Origin of the sequence: Paucibacter sp. B2R-40 (assembly GCF_025717555.1) — a bacterium.
GTDB lineage: Bacteria > Pseudomonadota > Gammaproteobacteria > Burkholderiales > Burkholderiaceae_C > Paucibacter_A.
This window is the reverse complement of record NZ_JAJIRP010000007.1, coordinates 205,307-231,421: the sequence shown is the minus strand read 5'-3', so window position 1 is coordinate 231,421 and position 26,115 is coordinate 205,307. Positions and strand designations below refer to the sequence as shown.

The following is a 26,115-nucleotide window of genomic DNA, read 5'->3' as shown; positions in this document are numbered from 1 at the left end:
GGCATATTCGAGGACTCCAACATGCAATTCAGATTCGGCAATCCTTGCGCCGCCACCGCTGACGATGCCGCTTTGGTTTGGACTTGCCGGCGAGCACTGGCTCTGGCGCTGGTCTTGACGCTACCCACGCTGGCCGACGCCGGTGGCCCACCGCAAAGCTGGAGCACCCGCAGCGCGCCCACGGTCGAAGATCTGGACGGCGTGGCCTTCGGCGACGGTATGTTCGTGGCGGTGGGCAACAAAGGCACGATCCTGACTTCGCCTGACGGCACGGCATGGACGCAGCGGGCCTCGGGCATTACGCAAAGGCTGCGCGGCATCACTTACGGCAGCGCCGGCCGCATCTTTGCCGCCGTGGGCTTTGGCGGCACCGTGCTGCACTCGACCGACCGCGGCCTCACCTGGACGGCCAACAATGTCTCGGCCGGCACCGATCTGCAGGGCATCGCGGCCGGGCCGGTGGTCAACGGCGGTACCCGCTTCGTGGCCATAGGCAGCAGCCGCAAGGTACTGATGGCCAACAGCCCGGTGCTGCCTTTCACTGAACAGGCCTTGCCCGGGACGGTGCCAGCCTCCGCCAGCTTATTTGCCGTGGCCGGGCTGGATCAGAACGGCAGCAGCACACCGTTCTTCGTCATCACGGGCTCGGCCGGACTGGTACTCAGTTCCACTGACGCCATGACTTGGACCAAGTTGGCCTGCGGCTATACCGGCAACATCACTGCAGTGGGGCGCCAATTGGGCCAGAACGCCGTGGCCGCTGGTGAGCAGAGCGGGGCCGGCGGCTTAACCAGCAAGCGCGTCACCGTCTCGGGCAGCGCCTGCAGCACCGCCGCCGCAGCAGCCAATGCACCCATAGCCGGCATCACTTTCGGCGACGGCTACGGCGTGGCAGTGGGCTACGGCAGTATTCAGTACAGCGCTCAGAACAGCATCAGTAGTTGGACGGCGATCAGCGCGCCCAACAACGCCGATTTGCACGCGGTGGCCTATGGCAACGGCAGCTTTGTGGCAGTGGGCGGGCGAGGCTCCATCGTGCAATCAGCCGGCGGCGTAGCCAACACCTGGGTGGGCTGCTACACCGACGACGAAGCCCGCGCTCTGCCGGTGCAGCTGATGAGCAGCGGCGCCACCCCGGCCAGTTGCATCGCAGCGGCCAAGGCGCGCGGCTTTGCCTATGCCGGCGTGCAGGCTGGCAGGCAATGTTTTGCAGGCAATACGCTGGGCCATGTCAAAAAGGACGACAGTTTGTGCAAGAAGGCTTGTACCGCTGCCGCCGGCGAATGGTGTGGCGGCGACTGGCTGAACGGCGTCCATGCCACCGGTCTAACACCCACTCCCTCGCCCGCTCCACAGTACATGGGATGCTTCACCGACAAGCCGCAGCGCGCCTTGCCGGTGATGCTCCAACAGGCCAACGCCACCCGCGACAGTTGCGTCGCCGCAGCCCGGGCCCGCGGCCTGCGTTATGCCGGTCTGCAGTACAAAGGCCAGTGTTTTGGGGGCAACACGGCGCAATACCTGAAGGAAAAAGACGACAAGCTGTGCAACACGGTGTGCAGCGCCAACCAGCAGCAGTCCTGCGGCGGCGAATGGCACAACAGCGTTTGGGCCACCGGCGCTACGCTGCCGCCTGCGCCGGCCCCAAGCAGCAAAGTTGGCTGTTACGCTGACCCCGATGCCTCTAACCGAATGCTACCGGTGATGTTGATGCCCTCGGGCGCTACCCCGGCCACCTGCGTGGCTGCGGCCCGTGCAGCCGGGCTGGCCTACGCTGGCACGCAATTCGGGGGGCAGTGCTGGGGCGGTGACAAGCTCAGCGGTACGTCAGCGCCGAACGAATGCACGATGAAGTGCACAGCCGATATCAACCAGCCCTGCGGCAGGGACTGGTTCAGCGACGTGTTTTCGACACGCTGAGCGACGTTGGACCCTACGGACGGCACAAGCGGGCGGGCATCAAAATGGTTTGAGTTGGATCAAGCAGGCAGTCTCGGGTTCCGGGTCTGTACATTTGCCGATGTCGAACATTTCAGCGTCCACGAATGCAGGCAGGCGCCATGAATCCATCCGATGCCCCTCAACGTTCATCGATTCGCGTTTCACTGACTGTGCCCTTCCGCTCCGTCGAGGTGGCCGATTACCTGTTTAGACCCGAGGTGCTGGTTTACTGGCTGGGCAAAGATTCGGTGTTGCAGCCCGAACCGGCCGCGCTCGCTCGATTGCCGCACGCTACCGTTGTCGGCAGAGGCATTGAATACAGCGAGCCGCTGAGCGGCAAGGTGTCTTCTCTCGCTTGGCCGGCTGTGGAGAAGGACGCAGCCAAGGAAAGTGCCACCGGCAAGGGCCAAACAAGCTCCGGCGCGCGCTTCGAGTTGCTCGTCACGCTGGACCCGCCCTTCGCAAACAGGCGCATCAGGTTCAGCTTGACGCCCCGGTCCAGACAATCCACACGAATCAGCATCGTACTTAGCGGGCTTGCCAACTGCGCTGAAGCACATGCCGGCGTCAAAGCCTGGCAGAGTGCTTTGAATCGGATAGCCCGATTGATGGCGCGGGCAGAGCAAGTTCGCCGCCGCGAACGCCAGGCCGTGATCGTCGTGCACGGAATTGGCGAGCAGCGCCCGGGCCAGTTGCTTCGGCAATTCGTCTTGAACGTGTTCGACCGAGACGGCGGCGAACTGCATCACGTCAAGCCCGACTACGTCTCCACGCTGTTCGAAATGCGCATGGCGACCGTGCCCCGCAATGAAGGCACGCGGCCGACAACGGACGTCTACGAACTCTATTGGGCCCACCTGATCCGCGACACCACAGTGGCGCAGGTGTACGGATGGATATTCCGACTGGCGACTTCGCCTAAGGACAAAATCCCGCGCACCTTGATCAACTGGGTCTGGGCGCTGAGGGCCAGCATCGTGGCTGCGCTGCTGGCCTTCGCTTGGCTGATGACGCAAGATCTGCCCGGCTGGCTCACGGGACTGGGCCTGGGTTCGCTGGCCGCCTTGCCGGCTTTGCTCGCTCTCGGTCTGAAGGCCTTGCGGGACCATTTCATCGTAGGCTATGCGGGCGATGCGGCACGCTATCTCGAGCCCAGGCCAGAAAACATCGCACGGCGACAGGAGATACGAGAGGCCGGCATGCAGTTGCTTGACGCTTTGCACGACAAGCATCGCTACTCGCGGATCATGGTCTATGGGCACAGCCTCGGCAGCGTTATCGCCTACGACATCTTGAGCTATGCCTGGGCGCAGCGCTCACGGCGCCACGGTGCGCAGTCGAAAACGAGCAGCCGCGCCCTGAGGGCGCTCGAAGACCTGCTCAATCCGCGCGCCGGGGCTGCCGCTGCTGTCAGCGCCGATAACGTGCAGCCTATGCAGCATGCCGCATGGAACGAGTATCGGCGCAACGGTTTCGACTGGCTGGTCAGCGACTTCGTGAGCGCAGGATCTCCACTCACCCACGCGCAATGGCTACTCAATCTGGACGAGAAGACCCAGTTTGCGGAACTCGTTCGCGATCGCTCATTCCCGAGCTGCCCGCCGCAAACCGAGGCCATCAAGAGCCCGGTGCCAGATGAGCAGCGCCGGGCCTTTACCTTCACCCATGCCTATGTGGACGAACAAAACCCGGCGGCAAAGCGTTCGGTCCAAGTGCCCCATCACGCCGGACTGTTCGCGCTCACGCGCTGGACGAATTTGTATTTCCCTTATTCTGGACTGATCGATGGCGACCCTATCGGCGGACCGCTCGCTCATCAATTTGGTACCTGGGTCCGGGATATCCGGCTCGATGAAACCAAGGGCTTCGCGCACAGCCGGTATACGGACCGAGACCTAGACCCGGAGGCTGTATTGCAGGTACGTGCCGCCTTGCACCTGCCCTTCCAGCGCCCGCTCGCCGCCTATGCGCCGGAGCGTCTCCACCCTTCGGTGTTGGAGTAGTTGCTGCCGGGGCGCCACGACATCGCGTCCCGCAGGGCACGAAACAGATGAGTCGAAACTCCAGGCTACCGTCGGCAGCAGCGGAAAGTCTAGCCGACCCGGGAAGCTGACTGTTTAAGTAGACTTTGGGCAACACAGGGCTCGGCGACCCAGCCAGTAGCCATGCTTGCTGTTGCATCAGGGCCAAAGCGCTAGTGCTGAGTATTGGGCGGCAACACCATGGTTTGCTATGCAACTTGAGCCCCGAGGAAAACATCCCGGGCCTTCAAATTGGCGAGGCCGCAGCCGGGCAGCTTGCTGTCGATGCCCACATTGAAGTGAGCGAATTCAAGCACTAGGTTCTCCATCTGAAGTCGAACACGAAGTGCCCAAATGTCCTTGAGCTTGAACCTTCCCTCTTGGCCGGTGATCTTGCACTTGTTTGACCTCCTATCTACTTGAGGGCTGATCAAGATGCGCCGGTGCGCTGGCCGCATCCTTCTTATCGGTTGATCCTGCCTCATAGCGGACTGTAGGACTGCAAGGTCAAGCAAGCGTTGGAGGCGACGGGGTGACTCACGCTCTCGGCCATCAGCCATCGCTGCCTTCGAGTAGCCGCCGGACATCTCGCCCAGCCATGCTCCAGCGCTTGGGCAAGAAGCGTGGGAGGGTCGCGCAGTGAAGTTGCACAGGCACCCAAGGGACCAGGTGCGGCCGAGATCGAAGGTGCACCGTTGACGCAGATCAGCACGCGGGTACGCGGTCATGCGGGTATGCGGGTATGCGGGCATGCGAGGATTCAGTCATTGCAAATGCGGGGATATGGCAATGACCGACCGTCCGGCGATGCTTGCTTGGTTTGGCTTGGCCTTGCTACTGTGCCTCTGCACCGGGGTGGTCACGTTCGCCTATCAGCGCGACATGCGTCACGCCTACGAACGCATCGGCGCGCGGGGCCAAGTAGTCGCGTCACCGTTGGGCGACATCGAGTTCGTGCAAGGAGGCCGGCAGGACGCCGCCACAGCCGTACTGCTGGTACATGGCAGTGGTGGCGGCTGGGACCAGGGCGAGTTGCTGGCGCGCGCAGCACTCGGCGAGGACACCATCCTGCGCTGGATTGCCCCATCCCGATTCGGCTACCTGCGCTCAACGTTCAAGCCTGCCGCCACCTTCGACGACCAAGCCCACGCCTATGTGCATCTGCTCGATCACCTCGGCATCAAGCGCGTAGCCGTGGTGGCGCTGTCGCACGGTGGCCCTTCTGCCTTGCTTTTCGCCGCGCTGCACCCGGAGCGGGTGTCGTCGCTGACGCTGGTGTCTGCTGGGGTCGCGGCGTCTGCTGCGGCCGAACAGTCGGCGGCGAGCGATAAGGGCTGCATGCTGACCGCAATCTTCCAGCAGGACTTCCGCTACTGGGCAATGACGAAGGCGCTGCGGCGCCAGTTCATGGAACTGATGGGCGCAAGCCCGGCCGTGAGCCAGAGCCTCACCACAGAGCAGCGCCGCCTTGCCGACGAAGTGATTGACTTCATGAACCCGGTGTCGCGCCGCGCTGCGGGCACGGTATTCGACAACCGTGCCGCGATGCCCAATGAACGTATTGCTGGGGTCCGTGCGCCTACGCTCATCCTGCACGCCAAGGACGATGGCTTGCAGCTGTTCCACAACGCCGAGTTCGCGAGCCGGCATATCGTGAACTCGCGCTTGGTCGCCTTTGAGCGTGGCGGCCACCTGCTGCTGGCGGTGGAGCAACCGAAGCTGCAGCGCCTGGTTGTCGAGCACATCTCCGCGCATGCGGGCAGCGATGCATACCGCGAGGAGCCTTGCACCGCACCTGCATTTGCGGCGGCGCGGCATTTCACCAAGCCCTGCGAAAGGTGTATCCGATAGAACAGTCAGCGCCGACACAGGGTGGGTTGCATGGCAACGAGTCGCTATATTCGACGGGCGCCGATGGGTCGACAGCGACTATTCGTCTGATCAAGCTGCAGCCTTTTGACCTCGATGTATCTGGGCCTCGTGAGCCGCCGGCCCCTATGACAGCTGCACACCCGGTACCCGACATTGGCGCTGCCAACTCTTTGCGAGTCAGTGACTGCTACAGGGCGGGCACAGTGAGTCCGATTCTTAGCCACGAAGGACTGCACCGAATGCTGCAGCGACCGTGAACGCTGGAGTTGAATTTCGGCTTTGGGCACATTGCCGCCTCACGACTGACGAATCCGAGCGACAGCAACCAGCCTTGAACCGCCACAACTTACTAGGTCATCGGGTGTGCTGCATTGTGCACATCGGCATGGTTCGCGACAATTTCCTTGGCTGGTCAAGCGCTTGGGGATTTCGGATAAGAGTTTGGATATGTGGATCAAGCAGCCCAAGGAACAGGACTTCGGTCCTGCGGCCACTGAGGCGACATCGCTGCGCAGCGAAATGGCCAAGCTCAAGGCAGCCTGCTGACCGAAAAAGAAGAAAAGGCCGACCCTTGGTTCGGCCTTTTCTTGCTGAAGGGATGACCTAGCTCAGAAGCCACCGCCTTCATGGTGATGATCGGCATGCGGCGCCTCGACCTTGGGCTCGGGCAGCTCGGCCACGATGGCTTCGGTGCTGAGAATCAGGCTGGCAACAGAGGCTGCGTTTTGCAAAGCACTGCGCGTCACCTTGGCGGGGTCCAGCACGCCCCGCTCGACCAGATCGCCATACGTGCCATTGGCGGCGTTGTAGCCCTCGTTGCCGCTACCGGCCAATACCCTGGCCACCACGACCGAGGCCTCGCCACCGGCATTGCTAACGATCTGCCGAAGCGGCTCCTCGATCGCGCGCAAGACCAGCTTGATGCCGGCGTCCTGATCGGCGTTGTCGCCCTTGAGCTCACCCTTGGCCAAGAGCGCCTGACGGGCGCGCAGCAAAGCCACGCCGCCGCCAGGCACGATGCCCTCTTCCACCGCCGCGCGCGTGGCGTGCAAGGCATCTTCGACCCGCGCCTTCTTCTCCTTCAGCTCCACTTCGGTGGCCGCGCCGACCTTGATGACGGCCACGCCGCCGGCCAGCTTGGCCACGCGTTCCTGCAGCTTTTCGCGGTCATAGTCGCTGGTGGCATCGGTGATTTGCACCCGAATTTGCGCCACCCGGCCCTGGATTTCTTCAGCCTGGCCGGCGCCGTCGATCAGCACCGTATGCTCCTTGCCGACCTCGACCCGCGCGGCCTGGCCCAGCTCGGCCAGCGTCACCTTGTCGAGCGTCAGGCCGACTTCCTCGGCAATCAGTTTGCCGCCGGTCAGCACGGCGATGTCTTCCAGAATCGATTTGCGGCGATCGCCAAAGCCCGGCGCCTTGACGGCCACGACCTTGAGCACGCCGCGAATGCTGTTGACCACCAAAGTGGCCAGCGCTTCGCCTTCGACATCTTCGGCAATGATCAGCAAGGGACGGCCGGCCTTGGCCACCGCTTCCAGCGTGGGCAGCAGCTCGCGGATATTGCTGATCTTCTTGTCGAACAAGAGGATGAATGGCTGCTCCAGCACCGCGGTCTGCTGCTCGGGCTGGTTGATGAAATAAGGGCTCAGATAGCCGCGGTCAAACTGCAAGCCTTCGACCACGTCGAGCTCGTTGTTCAAGCTCTTGCCGTCTTCCACGGTGATCACGCCTTCTTTGCCGACGCGGTCGATCGCATCGGCAATGATGCGGCCGATGTCGTGGTCGGAGTTGGCCGAAATCGCGCCGACTTGGGCGATCTCTTTGGACGTGGTGGTGGGCTTGGCGATCAGCTTGATCTCGGCCACCAAGGCGGTCACGGCCTTGTCAATGCCGCGTTTCAGATCGGCCGGGTTGAGGCCGGCGGCAACGTACTTAAAGCCTTCGCGCACGATGGCCTGGGCCAGCACGGTGGCGGTGGTGGTGCCGTCACCGGCGTTGTCGCTGGTCTTGCTGGCGACTTCCTTGACCAGCTGGGCGCCGATGTTCTCCAGGCGATCTCTCAATTCGATTTCCTTGGCGACCGAGACGCCGTCCTTGGTGACGGTGGGAGAGCCGTAGCTGCGCTCCAACACGACGTTGCGGCCTTTGGGGCCCAGCGTGACCTTGACCGCGTCAGCCAAGACATTGACACCGCGAACGATCTTGGCGCGGGCGTCGTCACCGAATACAACTTGTTTTGCTGCCATTTGTTTTCTCTCTTGAATCTCTAAAAATTAAGTCACTTACTCGATCACAGCAAAGACGTCTTCTTCGCGCAGCACCAGCAACTCGTCGCCGTCCAGTTTGATAGTTTGGCCGGCGTACTTGCCGAACAAGACTTGATCGCCGGCCTTCAGGCTCAAGGCCTGGCGTACGCCGTTGTCGAGCAATTTGCCAGGGCCGACGGCCAGCACTTCGCCCTGTTCGGGCTTCTCGCCGGCACTGTCGGGAATGAAGATGCCAGAGGCGGTCTTGGTTTCGGCGTCCCGGCGCTTGATCAGCACTCGGTCATTCAAGGGACGGATGGACATGCTTGAGGCTCCTTCAATAAATCGATAGTGGGAAAACCTGGATGCTGGCAGCGCGCCCGCCTCTCCACAAGGAAGCAAAGCGCGCAAGCATGTGCGGAAATCTTGTGAACCACGGCGGCCGGCCGGCAGCGGTTTGATATTCGCTTTTCAACTATGAATGGGCGCAATCGGCAGTTCCAGGCATGCCCTCAAGTTCTTAAGCTGACGACACTCTCACTTCAATTCAAAGCGCCCGCCGAAAGCTTGCTGGCCGGCGTGGGAAGGTTCTGTCACATCATGTCAGCCGTACTCGAAAGTCCCTTGCTCAGCCCCGAACTGCGTCAAGTCTTGGAAGCCGCCGAGCAACAAGCAGGCGCTGAGGGCCTGGCCTTTGCAGGCAGCCTGCCGCCCCAGCAAGCCTGGGCGCTGGTGCAAGCCGGTGCGGCCACGCTGGTGGATGTGCGCTCGCCCGAAGAATTCAAATTTGTCGGCCATGTGCCGGGCAGCTTGGCCGTGCCCTGGGCCAGCGGCACCAGTCTGACCCGTAACCCGCGTTTCACGCGGGAGCTGGAAGCCAAGCTCGGCGGCAAGCAATCGCTGGTCTTGCTGCTGTGCCGCAGCGGCAAGCGCTCGGCGCTGGCAGCCGAAGCCGCAGCAAAGGCCGGCTTCACCCGGGTCTTCAATGTGCAAGAAGGCTTCGAGGGCGAGCTCAACGAAGCCGGCCAGCGCGGCCATAGCGACGGCTGGCGCGTTCGTGGCCTGCCTTGGAGCCAAGACTGATGGGCGCGCAATTGCATAACGTGCAAAACGTGCAAGACCTGCAGGCCACGCCAAGAGCGCCCGCCGACGGCGATTTGCAACTCGGCGGCGTGGTCGCCGCGCTGCGCCGCGCCCGCCATGATTGGCGCGAACAGCAGCTGCGCCCACGCGAACCGGGCGGCCGCGAACTGCCTTCTGCGCAGGCATTGGGCACCATCGTTGAAGGCCTGCGCGGCGCGCTGTTCCCGATGCGCCTGGGGCCACCTGATTTGCGGCAGGACGGCGAGGACTTTTTCGTCGGCCATACCCTGCACACCCAATTGCATGCATTGCGCGCTCAGATCTTGCTGGAGCTGCGCTATGTCGACCGCCATTCAGGGCGGGCCGGCCCGGGCAAGCCGGAAGCCGATTTGGAGCATTTGGCCTCGGCGCTGACGCGCGAGTTTGGCCAGAAGCTGGCGCCGATCCGGCGCTTGCTCGACAGCGATGTGATGGCCGCCTTTGACGGTGACCCGGCCGCCCGCAGCGTCGACGAGGTGCTGCTTTGCTATCCCGGCATCACCGCGATGATTCATCACCGGCTAGCGCACGCGCTTTACGGGCTGGGCGTGCCGCTGCTGGCACGCATCGTGGCTGAGTTGGCCCATGCCAGCACCGGCATCGACATCCATCCCGGCGCTCGCATCGGCGCGGGGCTTTTCATCGACCATGGCACGGGCGTCGTGATCGGTGAGACCGCCGTGATCGGCGAGCGCGTGCGCATCTACCAAGCGGTGACCTTGGGCGCACGCAGCTTCCCCGTCGACGCCGAGGGCCATGTGCAAAAGGGTTTGCCACGCCATCCGGTCGTCGAAGACGAAGTGGTGATTTACGCGGGCGCCACGATTCTTGGCCGCATCACCATTGGGCGCGGCGCCACCATTGGCGGCAATGTCTGGGTCACGCGCAGCGTGCCGGCCGGCAGCCACATCAGTCAAGCCAACTCGCAAAGTGAGGCCCAAGCCTGAAATCGCCTGCTTGCCCTTTCAATAGACGTTTAGTTAACCATTTACCTACCACCACCCCAGGAGAAGCCCCATGGCCGAAAGCCAAGAAGCCCAATTGGCGCTCAGCGATTCCGCTGCGCGTCAGTTAGCCAATGCCACCAAGACCGTTCCGCAGCTGGAGACCATCAGCCCACGCTGGCTGGTGCATCTGCTGCAATGGCTGCCGGTCGAGGCCGGCATCTACCGCCTCAACAAGGTTAAGAACGCCAAGGACATCCGCGTTACTTGCGCCAAGCGCGACGAGAGCGAGCTGCCGCAGACCTTTGTCGACTACGAAGACAGGCCGCGCGAGTATTTCCTCAATGCCGTCTCCACGGTCTTGGACGTGCACACCCGCGTGTCCGATCTCTACAGCAGCCCGCATGATCAAATCAAGGAACAACTGCGCCTGACCATCGAGATCATCAAGGAGCGCCAGGAGTCCGAGCTGATCAACAACCCCGATTACGGCCTGCTGTCGTCCGTCGCACCGGATCAGATCATCTATCCGCTGACCGGCGCGCCCACACCCGATGATCTGGACGAGCTGCTGACCAAGGTCTGGAAAGAGCCGGCCTTCTTCCTGACCCACCCGTTGGTGATCGCAGCCTTTGGCCGCGAATGCACCCGCCGCGGTGTGCCGCCGCCGACTGTCAGCTTGTTCGGCTCGCAATTCCTGACCTGGCGCGGCGTGCCGCTGGTGCCTTCGGACAAGGTGCCTGTGGCCGACGGCAAGAGCAAGATTTTGTTGATCCGCGTCGGCGAAAAGCGCCAAGGTGTGGTCGGTCTGTTCCAGCCTGGCCTGGCCGGCGAGCAAAGCCCGGGCCTGTCGGTCCGCTTCATGGGCATCAACCGCAACGCGATCGCCTCCTACCTGATCTCGCTGTATTGCTCGCTGGCCGTGCAGAGCGATGACGCACTGGCCCTCTTGGATGATGTGGAGATCGGCAAATACCATGAGTATCCAGATACCTACAAGTGACAGCGCAAGTCTCAACTTGCCGGATGTGGGTCTGCTAAGCCGCCTGGCCGGTGAGTTCTTCTCCGCTTTGCCGAATGGCGAACCGGGGCCGAACTTCGCTGCGAAAACCTCGCCTAGCAAACCCGATCAGGACCTGGACTTGCGCGAGGACCTGACGCCGCAGCTTGAAGCAGCGCCGGCCGGCCAGGCCCATGCCGCTCAGGCGCCGCGTCAGGGCGGCGTGGCGCAGGGCGTGCCCGAGGCCTATGCAGCGGCGCTGCCGTCCATACTGCCTTCGACCTCGCACCCCAAGGAGCCGCAAGCGGGGGGCGCACCGGCGAGTTCATCGCCGGGCGGCTACTACTTCGTCAACGAGGCCACGCATCCGATCACGGCTGCGGCGGCTCCCTTGCCGGAGCCGGAAGACCGCATCAGTGCCCAAGCTTTTGGTCTGCCGGGCCAGGATACGCTGAGGGCCCTGCTTGGCAACGTGCACAGCAGCCAGCCTGGTACTACCGAACTGAGCGGCAAGCGGGATGAGTCCGGCGGCTACTACTTTGTGCAGCCCGGTCAGGTGCAGGCGCACGAGTCTCGCGCCGGTGCCCCGCAGACACAGCCTCGCAGCGCCCCAGGCGGCTTCGATGTGCAGGCAGTGAGGCGGGACTTCCCCATCTTGCAAGAGCGAGTCAAAGGCAAGCAACTGGTCTGGCTGGACAACGCGGCGACCACGCAAAAGCCCCGCCAGGTGATTGAGCGGCTCTCGTATTTCTACGAACACGAGAACAGCAATATCCACCGCGCGGCGCATGAACTGGCGGCACGAGCTACCGACGCCTATGAAGGCGCGCGCGACACCGTGGCGCGCTTTCTGGGGGCCGCCTCGAGCGAAGAAATCATCTTCGTGCGCGGCGCCACCGAAGGCATCAATCTGGTCGCCAAGAGCTGGGGCGCCAAGTACATCGGTGCCGGCGACGAGATCATCGTCTCGCACCTGGAGCATCACGCCAATATCGTGCCCTGGCAGCAGTTGGCGGCCGAAAAAGGCGCCAAGCTGCGGGTGATTCCGGTCGATGACACGGGCCAGATCCTGCTGGACGAGTACCGCAAACTGCTCAATCCGCGCACGAAGTTGGCGGCGGTGACGCATGTCTCCAACGCTTTGGGCACGATCACGCCGATCCACGAGATCGTGGCACTGGCCAAGGCCGCCGGAGTTCGCACGCTGGTGGACGCGGCGCAGTCGGTCTCGCATCTGCGTGTCAATGTGCAGAGCTTGGGCGCAGACTTCCTTGTCTTCTCGGGCCACAAGGTCTTCGCGCCGACCGGCATCGGCGTCGTCTACGGTCGACGCGAAGTGCTGGAGGAGACACCGCCTTGGCAGGGCGGCGGCAATATGATTGCTGACGTCACTTTTGAGCGCACGGTATTCAACCCACCACCCTCGCGCTTCGAGGCCGGAACAGGCAATATCGCCGACGCGGTGGGTCTGGGAGCTGCCTTGGACTATCTGCTAAAGCTGGGCCTGGAAAACGTCGCCAAGTATGAGCATGACCTGCTGGACTACGCGACTCACCAACTGCTGCAGATCCCGAAAGTGCGCTTGGTGGGCACGGCCTTGCGTAAAACCAGCGTCTTGTCCTTCGTGATCCCCGGTCACAAGACCGAAGACATTGGCCGTGCGCTGAACGAGGAAGGCATCGCGGTGCGCTCCGGCCACCACTGCGCCCAGCCGATTCTGCGCCGCTTCGGCCTTGAAGCCACGGTGCGGCCTTCGCTTGCTTTCTACAACACCAGCGAGGAGATCGACCATCTCGCGGCGGTGGTGCGAAGAGTCGCAGGGCGATAGGCCCAGCTAAGCCCAAAGCCAAAAGCCAAAAGCAGCAAAACCCTACAGGACGGCGAGTGCGAACTCAGCCGTCCTTTTCTTTTTAAAGGGCCAACAGCGTAGGCTGCTCTGTAAAGTTGAAGACCGATGACTGGGTGCTGTAGTCAACGCTGTGGCGCCAGCATTGCAATGGGGCCTCATCGGTCCAAGAGGCGATTGCTCTATCTAGTATTTGATAAATCCGACAAGCTAGCCCATTGTCTGAACCGCCAAATTACAAAGGTAGCAGGCTGTGGAAGCCTATGGAGTTGACCGCCGAAGGGCCAACCTACGGCTCTGGTGCCAGATTTCCATGCGGCGCAATCGACGGCCTCATTGCAGTTCGGTCCGCGCGTGCTCCATGATCTCAAAGAGGTTGGCGGTCGTTGCAGCGTCAAACGTGTGGCACGCCTGATTCGTAAAGCCAAACTGCGTTCCTTGCGGGGCAAGAAGCGCCCGCGTTAGCTACGCGGGGAGACCACCGAGGTCGTGCCAAGCCGAAACAAGCGCAGAGCCGGATCAAACGAATGAGGAGCTTGCTAAGCATTCAGCAAAACCAAACGCAACGCAACGCAACGCAGAGCTGGTGTCGCGAAATGCCACGGACTTGGCGCAGATTTCACCGTTTCTTCTGAGGCGGCCAACGCAGCAGTGAACCCCAAGTACCGGGCTTCGCCGATATGGCCACTTGTGGAAACGCTGAATCACCTGATGCTGAAGCTATTGGATTAAGCAGCAAGCGGTGCATACGCGCTCATGGGCAAGCCAAGGGCGGTACGTCGCCGCCGGTGTCGATGAAAGGAATCAGCGCTGCGGGTGCTGCCAAGGCGCCCAGTGCAATGGCAGCAATCAGCTTTGCGCCCAGAGCGCTTCCTTCCAAGGCCAGGTGCGGCATAGCCAGCGACCCTTCCACGCGCAAAGGAGCGCGCAAACTCAGCGGCGAAAAATCCTTGGGTTGAGCGACGACGCGCAAATGGATTTGTTCGGTCGCCAGGTTGATATTGCCGCTCATATCGATGCGGCTGTCATTGCTGTCAATCACCGCCCACTTGGGATGCACAACACCGGCACGCACACGCCCCTTGACGACGGCGCAGTTCAAGGCCAAGTTGTCGTCGCCGCGCAACCAGATACCCAGGCCTTGAGCGATATCCAAGCCCATCCCCTCGGTGATCAGATGTGACAGAGACCCTTTGCGGAGCACCGCATCGAATTCCCCGTCCAGCGTGGCCAATAATTCCGCCACACTACGGCCCCGGCCGCGCATCTGGGCATTGGCCTCCAACTGACCCGTGAGATAGCTTTTGGCCATGCCTGGCCCCGCCTGGCTGTGTTGCAGCACCGGCAACCAGCGGTCAATGGCCAAGCCTTGCATCATCAATTTGGCCGTCCACTGGGGCGGGCTGGTCTTGGAGTCAAGCGTCGTTTCCCCGGTCAGCACGCCGCCGCCCACACCGGCACGGAGTTGGCTGATGCGAAGCACGCCGTCGTCAAGCACCAGCACCGCGTCGACCGGCGTCAAGGGAGCAACCGCCGCAGTGCCCGAATCCAGCGATGTCAAGCTGACACTCAGCTGCGCATCCATGGCGGAGAGCGCCGGAATATCGAAGGGGCGATCGGGCAGGACCCGATCGGCTCGTTTGGGTTTTTCGTCGGTGCCAATGGCCGAGCCCAGATCGGCCAGCATCAAGGGTCCGCCGCGCAAGGTGCCGGTGAGTTTGGGGCGGGCAAGGCCCGGCATGAAAGCAAAATCTCCTGCCAGACGGCTGCGGCCCACGCGGGCCTGCGCAGCGGTGAGACGCCAAACCCCGGCTCGGTGCAGCAAGCCGCCTTGGAGCTCAAAAGCCTGGCTCCGCGGCAGACTCAGCCCCAAGGGTTTGCCCACAGCCGCCAGCGACGCCCCGGAGACCCGTATCTGTCCGTTGAGCTCTTGGGCATCGAGCAGCGAAGCTGCGGTACCGTCGAATTCCAGCGTGCTGCTGCCCTGCCTCAGGCTCGCTTTGAGCTGAACCGGCGGGCCGCCCTGATGGCTCAGCAGCGGCAAATTGGCACTGGCGCTCGCCTGCAGGCTCAGCACTTGTTGGCGCAAACTGCCCTGCACATCGGCATGCCAGCCGCCCTCGGTGCTGGTATGGAACTTGGCCGTCGCCTTCAGTTGGAGCGGTTGATCGTCGACGGTCAGACTGCCATTGGCAATGCGCAAATGTCCAATCTCTGGCAGGGCCAAGGGAGCATCTTCACTGCCCGCGCCCTGCTGCGGCCTGTTCCCTTGGCTGTGCCCTTGCCAATTGCCGCGCAAGGCAGCGTCGCGCGTCCAGCTCAGCTGCAAATGGTCAACCTCGACGGCCTGCAAACGCAGCGCTTGCCCGTGCTTTTTCCAGCGCCACACATCCGTCCAGAGCCACTCCAGCTCAAGCGCCTCGGCGACGGCCAAAGTGCCTGCCTCGCCGGGCCGTGCAAGGGTCAGGCCGATCGCAATCAAGCGGGGTCTGAGGATCAAATGGATGCGGCTGCCCTCCCCTAGCGCGACCTGGGGGCCAGCGCTGTCTTGCGAATTGAAGCGCTGAGCCAGCCAAGGCGCCAAACCGGGCCAACCCGCCCATTCCGCCAGGGCAATGCCGCCCAACAAGCTGGCGAATATCAAACCCACCACCAGCGGCCATCGCATCCGCCTCGCGCCGCGCGCGGCCATGCCTGCCGGCTCAGCCATGCAGCCCTGGCAAAGCTGCAGTTTTGCGCCCGTACAGCGGCTGCCGGCGTGGGCATTTGATTGGCATTGTCATGCTGCCATCTTGCCCCCAGCCAAGCTTCGCGCCCGTGGGAAAGGAGGCTTTGCCGGCGTAGGACGGCACCGCGCCAAGGGCCAGGCTACTCGAAGCTTGCTGCTGGAGGGGTAGCACTTGCGATGGACAGGCAAGGGCCTCCCTGAGCTCGCAAAGGGCCGGCAAGAGCCACCAAGGGCCGAAATTCACGCCACCGAAGGCACGGCGCCGCTGCATCACCATCGCCTCAACACCATCGGCGTGCGACAGGCAACCCATGCTGGGACATTTGCCAATGGTCAGGGCTGGGAACACTCGCTAAGCTACGCCAGCCTTTTCGTCCTGCACATCCACGCACCCTCAATTCGGCCCTTACCCTGGGCTCACTCATTCCATGCAAAAGAATATTCTGCTGCGCCATCTGGCCGCAGCGCTCACGGGCTTGAGCCTGTGCTCAAACGCTGCCTTCACTCACGCGGCCGAGGTGGCACCGGCAGCGTCAGCTGGGTCCACGGCGAATACAACAGCCACCGTAGCCGCAGCGGACAAAAAAGTCTGGAATGTCAATCAGCCGCCAGGCCAGGCCAAGCTAGTCAATATCGACACCCGCAGCGGTACCTGGATGAGTGTGGACGTCAGCCCGGACGGCAAACAAATCGTCTTTGACCTGCTGGGCGATCTCTATGTGATGCCGATTGAAGGCGGCGAAGCTCGCGCCTTGACGCATTCGATTGCCTGGGAGCAGCAAGCGCGCTTTTCGCCCGACGGCAAGCAGCTGGCCTTTCAGAGCGACGCCGGCGGCGGCGACAACATCTGGGTGATGAATGTCGACGGCACGGGTGCGCGCGCCGTCACCAAGGAAGACTACCGCCTGCTCAACAATCCGGTCTGGCATCCGAGCGGCAAATACATTGCCGCCCGCAAGCATTACACCGGCACCCGCTCGGCCGGCTCGGGCGAGATCTGGCTCTATCACGTCGACGGCGCGGCGGCTGGCAATAAAGGCGTGCAGTTGAACGAGAAACCCAACTGGCAAAAAGACCTGGGCGAGCCCGCGCTGTCGCCGGACGGCAAGTTCCTCTACTACTCGCAAGACACGACGCCCGGCCGATATTTTGAATACAACAAGGACGCCAATGGCGAGATCTTCAAGATCTTCCGCCAGGACCTCAGCGACGGCAGCGTCGAGCCCTTTGTGCAGGGCCCCGGTGGAGCGATCCGCCCTACGCCGTCGCCGGACGGGAAATACCTGGCCTTTGTGCGCCGCGTGCGTATGCAAAGCACGCTGTTTTTGAAAGACCTGCAGACCGGGCGTGAAAGCCCTGTCTGGGGCCATCTGGAGCGCGACCTGCAAGAGAGCTGGTCGGTCAACGGCGTCTACCCGGCTTTTGCCTGGACGCCCGACGCCAAGAGCGTGGTGCTCTGGGCCCAGGGCAAGCTGTGGCGGGTCGACCCCTTCAAGCAAAGTGCGGCCGAGATCCCGTTTCATGTGAAAGACCAGCGCGAGGTGCGCGAAGCGCTGCGCCAGCCGCAGGTGGTGGCGCCGGATCAGTTCGACGTCAAGCAACTGCGCTGGGTCACGGTGGCGCCCGATGGCAGCAATGCCGTCTACTCGGCGCTGGGCCATCTCTATCTGAAGGATCTGCGCGCCGGCAAAGAGGCTGCGCCGCGCCGTCTAACTCAGCAAGCCGACGGCTTTGAATTCTTCCCCAGCTTTTCGCGCGACGGCCGCGAGCTGGTTTATGTGACATGGCACGACGAGAAGCTTGGCAGCGTGCGCAAGCTCGATCTGGCCAGCGGGCGCGAGACTTTGATCACCAAAGCGCCGGGCAAGTACCTGTCGCCCAAGTTCTCGCCCGATGGCAAGAGCATTGCCTACAGCAAGGTCAAGGGCGGCTACCTGACCACGCCGTGGCATGGCTTGGACAACGGCATTTTCCTGGCCGCCGCGGACGGCCGCGGCGAGCCGCAACGCATTGCCAAAGACGGCGAATCGCCGCAGTTTGGCGCCCGCAATGACGCGGTGTTTGTGAGCCGCTTCAGCATGAGCAATGAGGTCGACTCGCGCCGCGCGCTGTGGCGCATCGAGCTGAAGGATCGCAGCGAGACCGAGGTCGCGCGCGGCGAGTTCGTCAGCGACTTCAGCCTCTCGCCCGACGGGCAATGGCTGGGCTTTGTCGAGCGCTCGCATGCTTATGTGAGCCCACTGCCGCTGGCCGGCAAGACCATCACAGTGGGGCCCAAGATGGACGCGCTGCCGGTGCGCCAACTTGATGTGGTCGCTGGTGACAATATGCAGTGGAGCGGTGACAGCCAGCGCGTGCTGTTCAGCTATGCCGATGAGTTGTTCAGCACCAGCTTGGCCGAGGCTTTCCCGCCGCCGACACTCGATGCCGAGGGCAAGCCGCTGCCGGGCAGCTTCAAAGCGGCGGAGGTGCAAAAAGCCGGCCGCAAGATCGGCTTCAGCCAGGCCAGCGACAAGCCGCAAGGGCGCATTGCCATCACCGGTGCGCGCATCGCCACGATGAAGGGGGATGAGGTGATCGAGGACGGCGTGATCGTCGTCGAGGGCAACCGTATTGCCACCATCGGTGCGGCTGCGCAGGTGAGCATTCCGCTTGACGCCAAGCGCGTGGATGCCAAGGGCAAGACCATCATTCCCGGCTTGATCGATGCGCACTGGCATGGCGGCATGGGCGAGAACGAAATCATTCCGCAGCAAAGCTGGATCAACTATGCCTCGCTGGCCTTTGGCCTGACCACGATCCATGACCCGTCGAATCGCAATGGCGACATCTTCACGCAGGCCGAGATGCAGCGCGCCGGCCTCGTCACCGGCCCGCGCATTTATTCGACCGGATCGATCCTGTATGGCGCCAAGGCCGGCGTGACGGCGGTGGTGAACAGCCTCGACGATGCCATCAGCCACTTGAAGCGCCAGCAGTCGGCCGGCGCCATCAGCGTCAAGAGCTATCAGCAACCGCGCCGTGAGCAACGCCAGCAAGTGATCGAAGCGGCACGCCAGACCGGCATGATGGTGGTGCCCGAGGGCGGCTCACTGTTTCAGCTCAATATGAGCATGATCGTCGACGGCCACACCGGCATCGAACATGCGATCCCCTTGGCCTCGGTTTACGACGATGTGCACCAGCTTTGGACGCAGACGCAGGTCGGCTACACGCCGACCTTGAACGTCGGCTATGGCGGCCTCGACGGCGAGCATTACTGGTATGCCCGCACCGAGGTCTGGAAACACCCACTGCTGACCAAGTACGTGCCACGGGCGATGTTGGAGGCCCGCGCGGTGAGGCGGCCGACCGCGCCGGACGAAGACTTCAACATCCTGCGCGTGGCCAGCACCGCGACCGCCTTGCAGCGCGCCGGCGTGAAAGCCAATATCGGCGCCCATGGCCAGCGCGAAGGCCTGGGTGCGCATTGGGAGATGTGGATGTTTGGCCTGGGCGGCATGACTTCGCTGGAAGCCATCCGTACCGCTACCGCCAACCCGGCCCATTACCTGGGGCTGGACAAGGATCTGGGCTCCTTGGAGGTGGGCAAATTGGCCGATCTGGTGATCATTGACGGCGACGTCTTGAAGGACATTCGCCAGAGTGACCGCATCAGCCATGTGATGCAAAACGGCCGCCTGTTCGAGGTCGGTACGATGAATGAGTTGCTGCCGCGTCAGAAGGCACGCAAGCCCTTCTTCTTCGACGGCGCCGACGGCCGCAGCATGCCGATTGATGCCGAAGGGCTAGGGGCCAGCCACGGCGAGGATTGAGCCCCGCGACTCCAAAATCCAAATTCGAACTAGTTTATTGATTTAATTCGACGGCGAACTTATACTTCCATCATCGCCAGCCCCCCGCTGGCCAAGATCTTTGGAGGGCCGTGCCATGGTTGCTTATGCTGCTTCACCATCGCTGACGCGCGAGGCTGGATTCGGGAGCGAACAGGGCCGCTTCAAACGGAGCGCCAATGGCGGACCGGAGCTTCAATCGCCAGAGGCCGCGGCGGCCGCTTTGCGCGGCTTCTTTCGCATTGCGCAGGCCTGGGGCTTGAGCAATGACGAGCAGCAGCGCCTGCTGGGCTGCGGGCGCACCACGTTTTTTGACTGGAAGGCCGGGCGCATCAAGAACGGCTTGGACGCGGCCACGCTGGAGCGGCTCTCGCATCTGTTCGGCATCTACGCCGGCCTGCAAATACTGCTGCCCGTGCCCGAACGTGCGGACGCCTGGATCAAGAAGCCCAATAGCGCGCCGCTGTTTGGCGGCAGCAGCGCCCTGGCAAGGATGCTGGGCGGCCAGGTGTCCGATCTATTCGTGGTGCGCCAATACCTGGATGCCCAGCGCGGCGGCTGGGCCTGAAGCCGCAATTGATGAGCGCAGCGAAGCGGGACGCCTTGCCCAGCACCGCCCTCTTCTGGGTGGATTCCTGCCGCCTGCTGCCGAGCCGCTATCCGCCGATTTCGTTGTTCGAACGGGTCGCCGACGCGGCGGACCTAGAGGTTATTTTCGCGATCGAATCGCTGGGCAACCCGCGCCTGCGCGACGAAATCGGCGAGCTGAGCTTGGTGCCTCCCGATCAACGCATCAGCGGCCCCGGCTGCAGCCCCATCATGGCGGCCTTCACCCACCTGAACCCGGAGGGCAGCCGCTTTTCCGACGGCAGCTACGGCGTCTATTACGCGGCCAGCGAGTTGGAAACGGCGGTGGCCGAAGTCAGTCATCACCGCGCGCTCTTTCTGGCCCGCACGGCCGAGGCCGCCATCGATGTCGATTTGCGCTGCTACCGGGTCAGCGTGAGTGCGAGCTTGGGCGACTTGCGCGGCCTGCAGCAGGCGCCGGCCTTTGCGGCTTTGTATGAGCCGAATTCCTACACCCACTCGCGGCCCTTTGCGGCCGCACAGCGCACGGCTGGCAGTGCCGGCTTGGTCTATGACAGCGTGCGTCGCGCTGGGGGTCAATGCGTGGCGCTGTTCACGCCGCAAGCCACCCTGCCGCCGGCGCGTCAGGCCGAGCATGTCACGCTGCGCTGGAATGGTGAACGTATCGGGGACTGGTATTTGAAGTCCGAGCTACATCAGCTCTGAACCTGCTCGGGCATCGGGCCCAAAATTTCTAGCCGGTGGGCCTTTTCGATGAACCACGAATTGACTACATTGCGACCTCACTCCGCCTTAGCCCGCCTTAGCTCGCAAACACATTGCCATGTACGTCCCACCCTATCATGCTCAAACCGAGCTCAACTCAGTGCAGTCCTTGATCGAGGCGCAGCCGCTGGGTGCCTGGGTCATCTCGGGTGCAGAGGGCTTGATCGCCAATCACATCCCTTTCATTCTCGACCGCAGCCGCGGTGAGTTTGGAACTTTGCGCGCGCATGTCTCCCGCGCCAACCCGGTTTGGCAGCAGCTTGCGGCCTCGACGGACTCCTTGGTGATGTTTCAAGGGCCGCAGTCCTACATCACGCCGTCCTGGTACCCGACCCGGCTGACCGAGGGCAAGGTCGTGCCAACCTGGAACTATGTCGTCGCACATGCGCATGGCAAAGCCAGGGCGGTCGAAGATCCGCGCTGGATTTTGCAACTGCTTCGTGACTTGACCGAGCACAGCGAGGCCCAGCAGGCGCTGCCTTGGAAAATTGAAGATGCGCCGCTAGACTTCATCTCCCGGCTGGCCCGGGCCGTGGTTGGGATTGAAATCCCCATCAGCAAATTGCAAGGCAAGTGGAAGCTCAGCCAAGACGAGGCGATGCCGGATCGGCTGGGCACGGCCGACAAATTGCTGGCGCTGGGCGATGCGAATTCGGTCGCGTTGGCAGGCTTGGTCACGGAACAAATCAATCACAGCAAACAAGGCCTATGAACACCCTCACGACCCGCCGAGCCGACTTGTCCGACCTTGATGTCCTCGCTCCGATGTTCGACGCTTACCGGCAATTCTATGAACAGGTGGCTGACTTGGAGTTGGCCAGAAATTTCATTGCATTGCGCCTGCAACGAAGTGAATCGCTGCTTTTTCTAGCCGTCAATTCAAGCGGACAGGCGCTGGGTTTTTGCCAACTCTATCCGAGCTTTTGCTCGGTCGAGGCCAAGTCCATCTGCACACTTTACGACCTGTATGTGCGTCCCGAGGCTAGGCGCAGCGGCGCCGGCAAAGCGCTGCTGCTGGCGGCGCATGACTATGCGAAAGCCGCAGGTGTAGCCAGGCTTGACCTCACCACCGCCAAAACCAATTTGGCGGCGCAAGCGCTGTATGAATCCTTGGGCTGGGTGCAAGACCAGATCTTTCTGACCTACAACAAGCGGGTCTAGATAGGCGGGACTAAATGAAAGTCTGAAAGTGCATTGGCCCCTAAGCCCCCTCACTCGGCAGCGGGGCCTTGAGCGGCAGATCCAGGGTAAACACCACACCGGCGCCGAGCTCACTGGCGACAGAAATCTCCCCGCCCAGAATCGAATGGACGAGGTTGTAGCTGATGCTCAGACCCAAGCCGCTGCCGCCTTGCCCCATCTTGGTGGTGAAAAAGGGGTCGAAGATGCGCTCAAGATTCTCGGGCGCGATGCCAACACCGTCATCGCTGAAACGGATGCGCAGCGCATCTGACCCGACCGGCACAGCACTGATGTGCATCACGCCGCCGCGCCGACCATCAAAGCCATGCAAGATGGAGTTCGTGATCAGATTGGTCAAAACCTGACCCAAGGGACCCGGATAAGCATCCAACTCTAAGCCTTTGGCGATATCCAGGCTGAGCCTGTGGCCCTTGTTGCGCAACTCGTTGGCGAGCGTGTCGGCGACCTCCTGGACGATATGCATGAGATCAAACACACGCCGCTGTTCGCTGCTGCGATCCACCGCCACCTCCTTGAAGCTGCGCACCAAATCCGCCGACCGCGTCAGCCCCCGCATCAACAGCACAGCAGCCTCTTCGGTCTCGCGCACAAAGGCTTGCAGATCGGACTTGCGCAAACCCTGTTGCTCAGCCAAGCGCAGGCCAAAGGCACTTGATTTTTCCAGCAAAGTGCTGGCCACCATCAGGCTATTGCCCAAGGGCGTGTTCAACTCGTGCGCGACACCCGCCACCAAGGAGCCCAGCGCGGCAAATTTTTGCTGCTGCACCAAATCTTCTTGAGTCTGTTTCAACAACAAATAGCTGGCCGAATTCTCCAAGGCGATCGCTCCGTAGGCGGCCAAGGTTAGCAACATATCGCACTGCCAGGGTTCGTAAGCTCTTTCTCGCCGGCTTTGCACCACCATCAGACCCAGCACACGCTCACCCACTTGCAGCGGAGCCAAGATCGCCGAACGTACCGCTTCGCCCAACGGGCCGACCATTGGCTCAAGCGAGGGGGAATCCGGCGTGCTCGTCAGCAGCATCGCTTGGCGATTGCGCAGGCAGCGCAGTTCGATCCGCTGGCTTGCATCCAAACTCAAGGCTTCAACGGAGCCGTTCTCTGAACTTCCTTCGCCGATGATGAAAGCAAACTCGAGTTGCCGCTGGGGGCTGTTGACAAAACCAATCGCAAAGCCGTCCACTGGCATCAATTGCTGTACGTGCAAGCACAGGCTGCGCTGTATCAAGTCACGGTCCAAGGATGCGGTGATGTGCCGGCCCATCTCACTGAGCGTGGAGATATTGCCATGGGCCCGCTCGACGATATCTTTTTGGCGCTCCACCTCGAGCTTTTGCTCCAGCAGCAAGTCACGGGTCTGCTCCACCACCTGCTTCTCGTGCAGCAATTCAGCGGTTCGCCCGAATACTTGGCTTTCAAGCTGCACGCGTTGGCGGGTCAAGACCATCACGCGGGCATAAAACAAGCCCCACAAGCCGGCCGCGAAAAGAGCCAATGCGCCCAGCCTGAACCACCAAGTCTGCCAATAGGCGGGCAGCACCCGCAGCGCCAATGAAGTGCCCTGCTCGTTCCAAACTCCATCTTTGTTGGCCGCCTTGGCGCGGAATACGTAGTTGCCTGGGGCCAGATTGGTGTACGACGCTTTGCGCTGGCCGGGCTCGGGCATGACCCAATCGGCGTCAAAGCCCTGCAATTGATAGGCATAGCGATTGCGCTGAGGATCGGCGTAATGCAGGGCCGCCAACTCGATCGAAACTGCACTGTGCTCGTGCCTGAGTTGAAGCTCAGTCAAGGACGCGATGCTTCCCTCGAGCTGCAAACCCTGGACTAATTTTCCGGGTCGCAAAGCCTCGTTATTGACTCTGATTTCAGTGATCTGCAGTGGCGGCGGGATGGGGTTGTCGCGGATCTCATCGGGATGAAAGCCGGTCAATCCGTTCAAGCCACCAAAATACATCCGCCCATCGGCATCCTGAAAAGCAGAATTGGCGAAATAGAAGCTCTCGATCATGCCGTCTTTGGCGGTGTAATTGCGCAGTTCCCGATTGGCCGGATCGAAGCGCGAAATACCGGCCGTGGTGCTGACCCATAAGCGGCCCTTGCGGTCCTCCAAGATGCCGCCAATGGGGTCCGAGCCCAAACTGGCCAAATCCGGGAACTGCTTGAAGCTGATGTCCCCATTGGCGGCCTTGTTCAGCTGATTGAGCCCCTGCGCGGTACCCACCCAAATGCGCGCCTGCGAGTCTTGAAACAGATACTGAACGCGATCGCTGCTCAAGCTGCCGGGACGCGCGGCGTCAGAACGAAAATGGCGGAAGCTCTCGGTCGCGGCATCAAATCGATTCAGGCCTTGCTCAGTGGCCACCCAAATGTCGCCGTCCAGGTCCGCCAACACCATCTTGATGATGTCATCGCTCAGGCTGCTGGCCTGATTCGCGTCATGCCGGAAGGTCTTCTTGCGCCCGCTGATGGGATCGAGCCGATGCAAGCCACTGCGCGAGCCCAGCCAGAGCAAGCCCTTGGTGTCGCTGGCGACGTGACGAATGACGTCGCCGAGCGGGTTGTCGGCACCAAACGAGGGCAAGCGCAACTGGCTGCTGCGCGAGTCCATATGCCGGTACAGCCACGCCAGCGCGGCTTTGTCCGACGCACTCGCGCGCGCGTCGGCGAAATTCATACTCTCTTGTTCACTGTGACCAAACTCGAACTGCTGAGCTTCGCCGGTGCGTGTGTCCAGCAAGGCCACAGCGTCGGTCGTGCTCAGCCAGAGCTTGCCCGTTGTTTGGGCAGCGATGCTGAAGACCCGCTGATCGCTCAGGTATTGCTTGCCAAAGCCCGCAGCACCGAACTTGTTAAAGCCGCCGCTGGCCAGATCGGCGCGATACACCCCCGACACCCAGGTGCCCAACCAGAGCGAGCCGCTGCGATCATGAAACAGGCTGGAGATATGTTCGGGCACACTGAACGGATCGTTAGCCCGGTGGGCGTAGTGGCGAAATTGCCGCTCGTCGGCCTGCCATTGCAAGAGTCCGTCGGTGCCGGTGCCCAGCCACAGTTGACCGTTGCGATCCACCAAGAGCGGCAGAAAGCCTTCATTGCTCTTGCGCGCATGGGCATAGATTCGCTGCACGGCGTGCCCCTGCGCATCCAAGCGCCAAGCTTGCACGCCGGCCTCGTTGACCGCCCACAGCAGGCCTTGCTTATCGAGCACCAGGCTCTTCACCAAGTTGAGCGGAAACCTGAGCAAAGCGCCACTCGGTGTGAAGCTGCTGAACTCCCTTGCGCCGATGAGCAGGGTTTGGATGCCGGCGGCAGTGCCGACCCACAAATTGCCGGCAGCATCGAGCGCCAGCGCCTGCACCTTGTCATGCGCCAGGCCATTCGTTGGGCCGCGATAGAAGGTCCTGAAGACCCCAGTTTTGGTTTCAAAATGCAGCAAACCATCATCGGTGCCCAACCACAGGCCGCTGCGACCATCACTGAGCAATACATTGATCTGCGCGTAAGCCTGCCCGATACGCCCAGTGGACGGCAGCTTGATGGTCTCGAAGTCGTCGCCGCCAGGGTTGAATCGTTGCAGGCCGTGCCTGGTGCCGATCCATAAGCCGCCGGCCGGATCGGTCAACAAGGCCTGTATCCAGTTGTCGGCCAAGCTGCGCGCATCACTCCTTGTGTGTCGGAAGTTGTGCACTCGCAGGCCGTCGAAGCGACTCAGACCGGCTTGGCTGCCTATCCAGATGAAGCCAAGGCTGTCTTGCTCAATGGCGGTGACGGAGTCGCGCGCCAAGCCTTGCGCTTCGGACAACCTTTCGAAATGAAAGTTGCGGGCGCCCGCCGCACCCACTGCCCCTGCGGCCTGGACCGGCATCTGCAGCAGACCCAACACCAGTGTCAGCGAGTACAGCCAGCAAGACATTGCAATGAAGGATGAATGATGAGGCTTCACGCCTCGAAGTCTCTCATCAAACCTGCATGTTTCGTGCCCCAAAACCACGCTGAATTG

16 protein-coding genes and 1 pseudogene are annotated in these 26,115 nt (G+C 62.2%); 12 read left to right on the top strand and 5 right to left on the bottom strand.

Translation table 11 applies throughout. The annotated features are described in order from the left end of the window. The first annotated feature begins 21 nt into the window (after window positions 1-21). Entirely contained in the window at window positions 22-1,920 is a 1,899-nt protein-coding gene (locus LNV09_RS15815) for a WSC domain-containing protein (protein ID WP_263558025.1), read from the top strand. Window positions 1,921-2,060: 140 nt separating this feature from the next. Beyond that, window positions 2,061-3,944: a hypothetical protein gene (locus tag LNV09_RS15810; RefSeq protein ID WP_263558024.1), complete on the top strand. Its 1,884-nt coding sequence runs from the start codon at window positions 2,061-2,063 to the stop codon at window positions 3,942-3,944. 230 nt (window positions 3,945-4,174) lie between these two features. On the opposite strand, the pseudogene LNV09_RS15805 reads toward LNV09_RS15810, so the two are convergent. After that, window positions 4,175-4,420: pseudogene (locus LNV09_RS15805) on the bottom strand (hypothetical protein); the annotation flags it as partial. A gap of 325 nt (window positions 4,421-4,745) precedes the next feature. On the opposite strand from LNV09_RS15805, the gene LNV09_RS15800 reads away from it, so the two are divergent. Beyond that, window positions 4,746-5,813 carry an alpha/beta fold hydrolase gene (locus LNV09_RS15800; RefSeq protein WP_263558023.1) on the top strand — a complete coding sequence of 356 codons (1,068 nt, stop codon included), beginning with the start codon at window positions 4,746-4,748 and terminating at the stop codon, window positions 5,811-5,813. A 629-nt stretch (window positions 5,814-6,442) separates the two neighbouring features. Here LNV09_RS15800 and groL read toward each other — a convergent pair. Both groL and LNV09_RS15790 read right to left on the bottom strand, forming a co-directional pair. After that, a complete protein-coding gene (groL, locus tag LNV09_RS15795) occupies window positions 6,443-8,083 on the bottom strand; it encodes a chaperonin GroEL (RefSeq protein WP_263558022.1) in 1,641 nt (546 codons plus the stop codon). A gap of 36 nt (window positions 8,084-8,119) precedes the next feature. Beyond that, window positions 8,120-8,407, bottom strand: coding sequence for a co-chaperone GroES (locus tag LNV09_RS15790; protein WP_263535488.1), 288 nt, complete (start codon window positions 8,405-8,407; stop codon window positions 8,120-8,122). A 276-nt stretch (window positions 8,408-8,683) separates the two neighbouring features. Between LNV09_RS15790 and LNV09_RS15785 the strand changes: the two genes are divergently transcribed. The 4 genes from LNV09_RS15785 (at window position 8,684) to LNV09_RS15770 (ending at window position 12,977) form a co-directional block, all read left to right on the top strand. Beyond that, the gene (locus tag LNV09_RS15785) at window positions 8,684-9,166 is read left to right on the top strand and encodes a rhodanese-like domain-containing protein (protein ID WP_263558021.1); all 483 of its coding nucleotides are present in this window, start codon (window positions 8,684-8,686) and stop codon (window positions 9,164-9,166) included. Continuing rightward, the gene (gene epsC / locus LNV09_RS15780) at window positions 9,166-10,152 is read left to right on the top strand and encodes a serine O-acetyltransferase EpsC (RefSeq protein WP_263558020.1); all 987 of its coding nucleotides are present in this window, start codon (window positions 9,166-9,168) and stop codon (window positions 10,150-10,152) included. Before LNV09_RS15785 ends, epsC begins: the two co-directional genes overlap by 1 nt. A gap of 70 nt (window positions 10,153-10,222) precedes the next feature. After that, window positions 10,223-11,152, top strand: a complete 930-nt coding sequence (locus tag LNV09_RS15775; protein ID WP_263558019.1) for a family 2A encapsulin nanocompartment shell protein — start codon at window positions 10,223-10,225, stop codon at window positions 11,150-11,152. Next, window positions 11,127-12,977, top strand: coding sequence for a family 2A encapsulin nanocompartment cargo protein cysteine desulfurase (locus LNV09_RS15770; RefSeq protein WP_263558018.1), 1,851 nt, complete (start codon window positions 11,127-11,129; stop codon window positions 12,975-12,977). Before LNV09_RS15775 ends, LNV09_RS15770 begins: the two co-directional genes overlap by 26 nt. 772 nt (window positions 12,978-13,749) lie before the next feature. Here the strand turns inward: LNV09_RS15770 and LNV09_RS15765 are convergent. After that, window positions 13,750-15,705, bottom strand: a complete 1,956-nt coding sequence (locus LNV09_RS15765) for an AsmA family protein (protein WP_263558017.1) — start codon at window positions 15,703-15,705, stop codon at window positions 13,750-13,752. A 446-nt stretch (window positions 15,706-16,151) separates the two neighbouring features. Here LNV09_RS15765 and LNV09_RS15760 point away from each other — a divergent pair, with 446 nt between their 5' ends. The 5 genes from LNV09_RS15760 to LNV09_RS15740 all read left to right on the top strand — a co-directional run bounded on the left by LNV09_RS15760 (window position 16,152) and on the right by LNV09_RS15740 (window position 22,070). Next, window positions 16,152-19,538: an amidohydrolase family protein gene (locus LNV09_RS15760; RefSeq protein WP_263558016.1), complete on the top strand. Its 3,387-nt coding sequence runs from the start codon at window positions 16,152-16,154 to the stop codon at window positions 19,536-19,538. Window positions 19,539-19,653: 115 nt separating this feature from the next. Further along, on the top strand, window positions 19,654-20,124 hold the full coding sequence (locus LNV09_RS15755; protein WP_263558015.1) for an MbcA/ParS/Xre antitoxin family protein: 471 nt from the start codon (window positions 19,654-19,656) through the stop codon (window positions 20,122-20,124). An 11-nt stretch (window positions 20,125-20,135) separates the two neighbouring features. Beyond that, the gene (locus tag LNV09_RS15750) at window positions 20,136-20,849 is read left to right on the top strand and encodes an RES family NAD+ phosphorylase (protein WP_263558014.1); all 714 of its coding nucleotides are present in this window, start codon (window positions 20,136-20,138) and stop codon (window positions 20,847-20,849) included. A 118-nt stretch (window positions 20,850-20,967) separates the two neighbouring features. Continuing rightward, on the top strand, window positions 20,968-21,621 hold the full coding sequence (locus LNV09_RS15745; protein ID WP_263558013.1) for an FMN-binding negative transcriptional regulator: 654 nt from the start codon (window positions 20,968-20,970) through the stop codon (window positions 21,619-21,621). Beyond that, complete coding sequence (locus tag LNV09_RS15740; protein ID WP_263558012.1) at window positions 21,618-22,070, top strand: GNAT family N-acetyltransferase; 453 nt, start codon at window positions 21,618-21,620, stop codon at window positions 22,068-22,070. The genes LNV09_RS15745 and LNV09_RS15740 overlap by 4 nt, the downstream gene beginning before the upstream one ends. Window positions 22,071-22,110: 40 nt before the next feature. Here LNV09_RS15740 and LNV09_RS15735 read toward each other — a convergent pair whose 3' ends face one another. Next, window positions 22,111-26,028 (bottom strand): sensor histidine kinase, encoded by a 3,918-nt coding sequence (locus LNV09_RS15735; protein WP_263558011.1) that lies wholly within the window; start codon window positions 26,026-26,028, stop codon window positions 22,111-22,113. Window positions 26,029-26,115: the final 87 nt, after the last annotated feature.

Excerpts from the sequence above, each read along its gene's own strand:
- LNV09_RS15815 (WP_263558025.1), top strand. The coding sequence starts at position 22 with ATGCAATTCAGATTCGGCAATCCTTGCGCCGCCACCGCTGACGATGCC.
- LNV09_RS15810 (WP_263558024.1), top strand. The coding sequence starts at position 2,061 with ATGAATCCATCCGATGCCCCTCAACGTTCATCGATTCGCGTTTCACTG.
- LNV09_RS15800 (WP_263558023.1), top strand. The coding sequence starts at position 4,746 with ATGGCAATGACCGACCGTCCGGCGATGCTTGCTTGGTTTGGCTTGGCC.
- groL (WP_263558022.1), bottom strand. The coding sequence starts at position 8,083 with ATGGCAGCAAAACAAGTTGTATTCGGTGACGACGCCCGCGCCAAGATC.
- LNV09_RS15790 (WP_263535488.1), bottom strand. The coding sequence starts at position 8,407 with ATGTCCATCCGTCCCTTGAATGACCGAGTGCTGATCAAGCGCCGGGAC.
- LNV09_RS15785 (WP_263558021.1), top strand. The coding sequence starts at position 8,684 with ATGTCAGCCGTACTCGAAAGTCCCTTGCTCAGCCCCGAACTGCGTCAA.
- epsC (WP_263558020.1), top strand. The coding sequence starts at position 9,166 with ATGGGCGCGCAATTGCATAACGTGCAAAACGTGCAAGACCTGCAGGCC.
- LNV09_RS15775 (WP_263558019.1), top strand. The coding sequence starts at position 10,223 with ATGGCCGAAAGCCAAGAAGCCCAATTGGCGCTCAGCGATTCCGCTGCG.
- LNV09_RS15770 (WP_263558018.1), top strand. The coding sequence starts at position 11,127 with ATGAGTATCCAGATACCTACAAGTGACAGCGCAAGTCTCAACTTGCCG.
- LNV09_RS15765 (WP_263558017.1), bottom strand. The coding sequence starts at position 15,705 with ATGGCTGAGCCGGCAGGCATGGCCGCGCGCGGCGCGAGGCGGATGCGA.
- LNV09_RS15760 (WP_263558016.1), top strand. The coding sequence starts at position 16,152 with ATGCAAAAGAATATTCTGCTGCGCCATCTGGCCGCAGCGCTCACGGGC.
- LNV09_RS15755 (WP_263558015.1), top strand. The coding sequence starts at position 19,654 with ATGGTTGCTTATGCTGCTTCACCATCGCTGACGCGCGAGGCTGGATTC.
- LNV09_RS15750 (WP_263558014.1), top strand. The coding sequence starts at position 20,136 with ATGAGCGCAGCGAAGCGGGACGCCTTGCCCAGCACCGCCCTCTTCTGG.
- LNV09_RS15745 (WP_263558013.1), top strand. The coding sequence starts at position 20,968 with ATGTACGTCCCACCCTATCATGCTCAAACCGAGCTCAACTCAGTGCAG.
- LNV09_RS15740 (WP_263558012.1), top strand. The coding sequence starts at position 21,618 with ATGAACACCCTCACGACCCGCCGAGCCGACTTGTCCGACCTTGATGTC.
- LNV09_RS15735 (WP_263558011.1), bottom strand. The coding sequence starts at position 26,028 with ATGTCTTGCTGGCTGTACTCGCTGACACTGGTGTTGGGTCTGCTGCAG.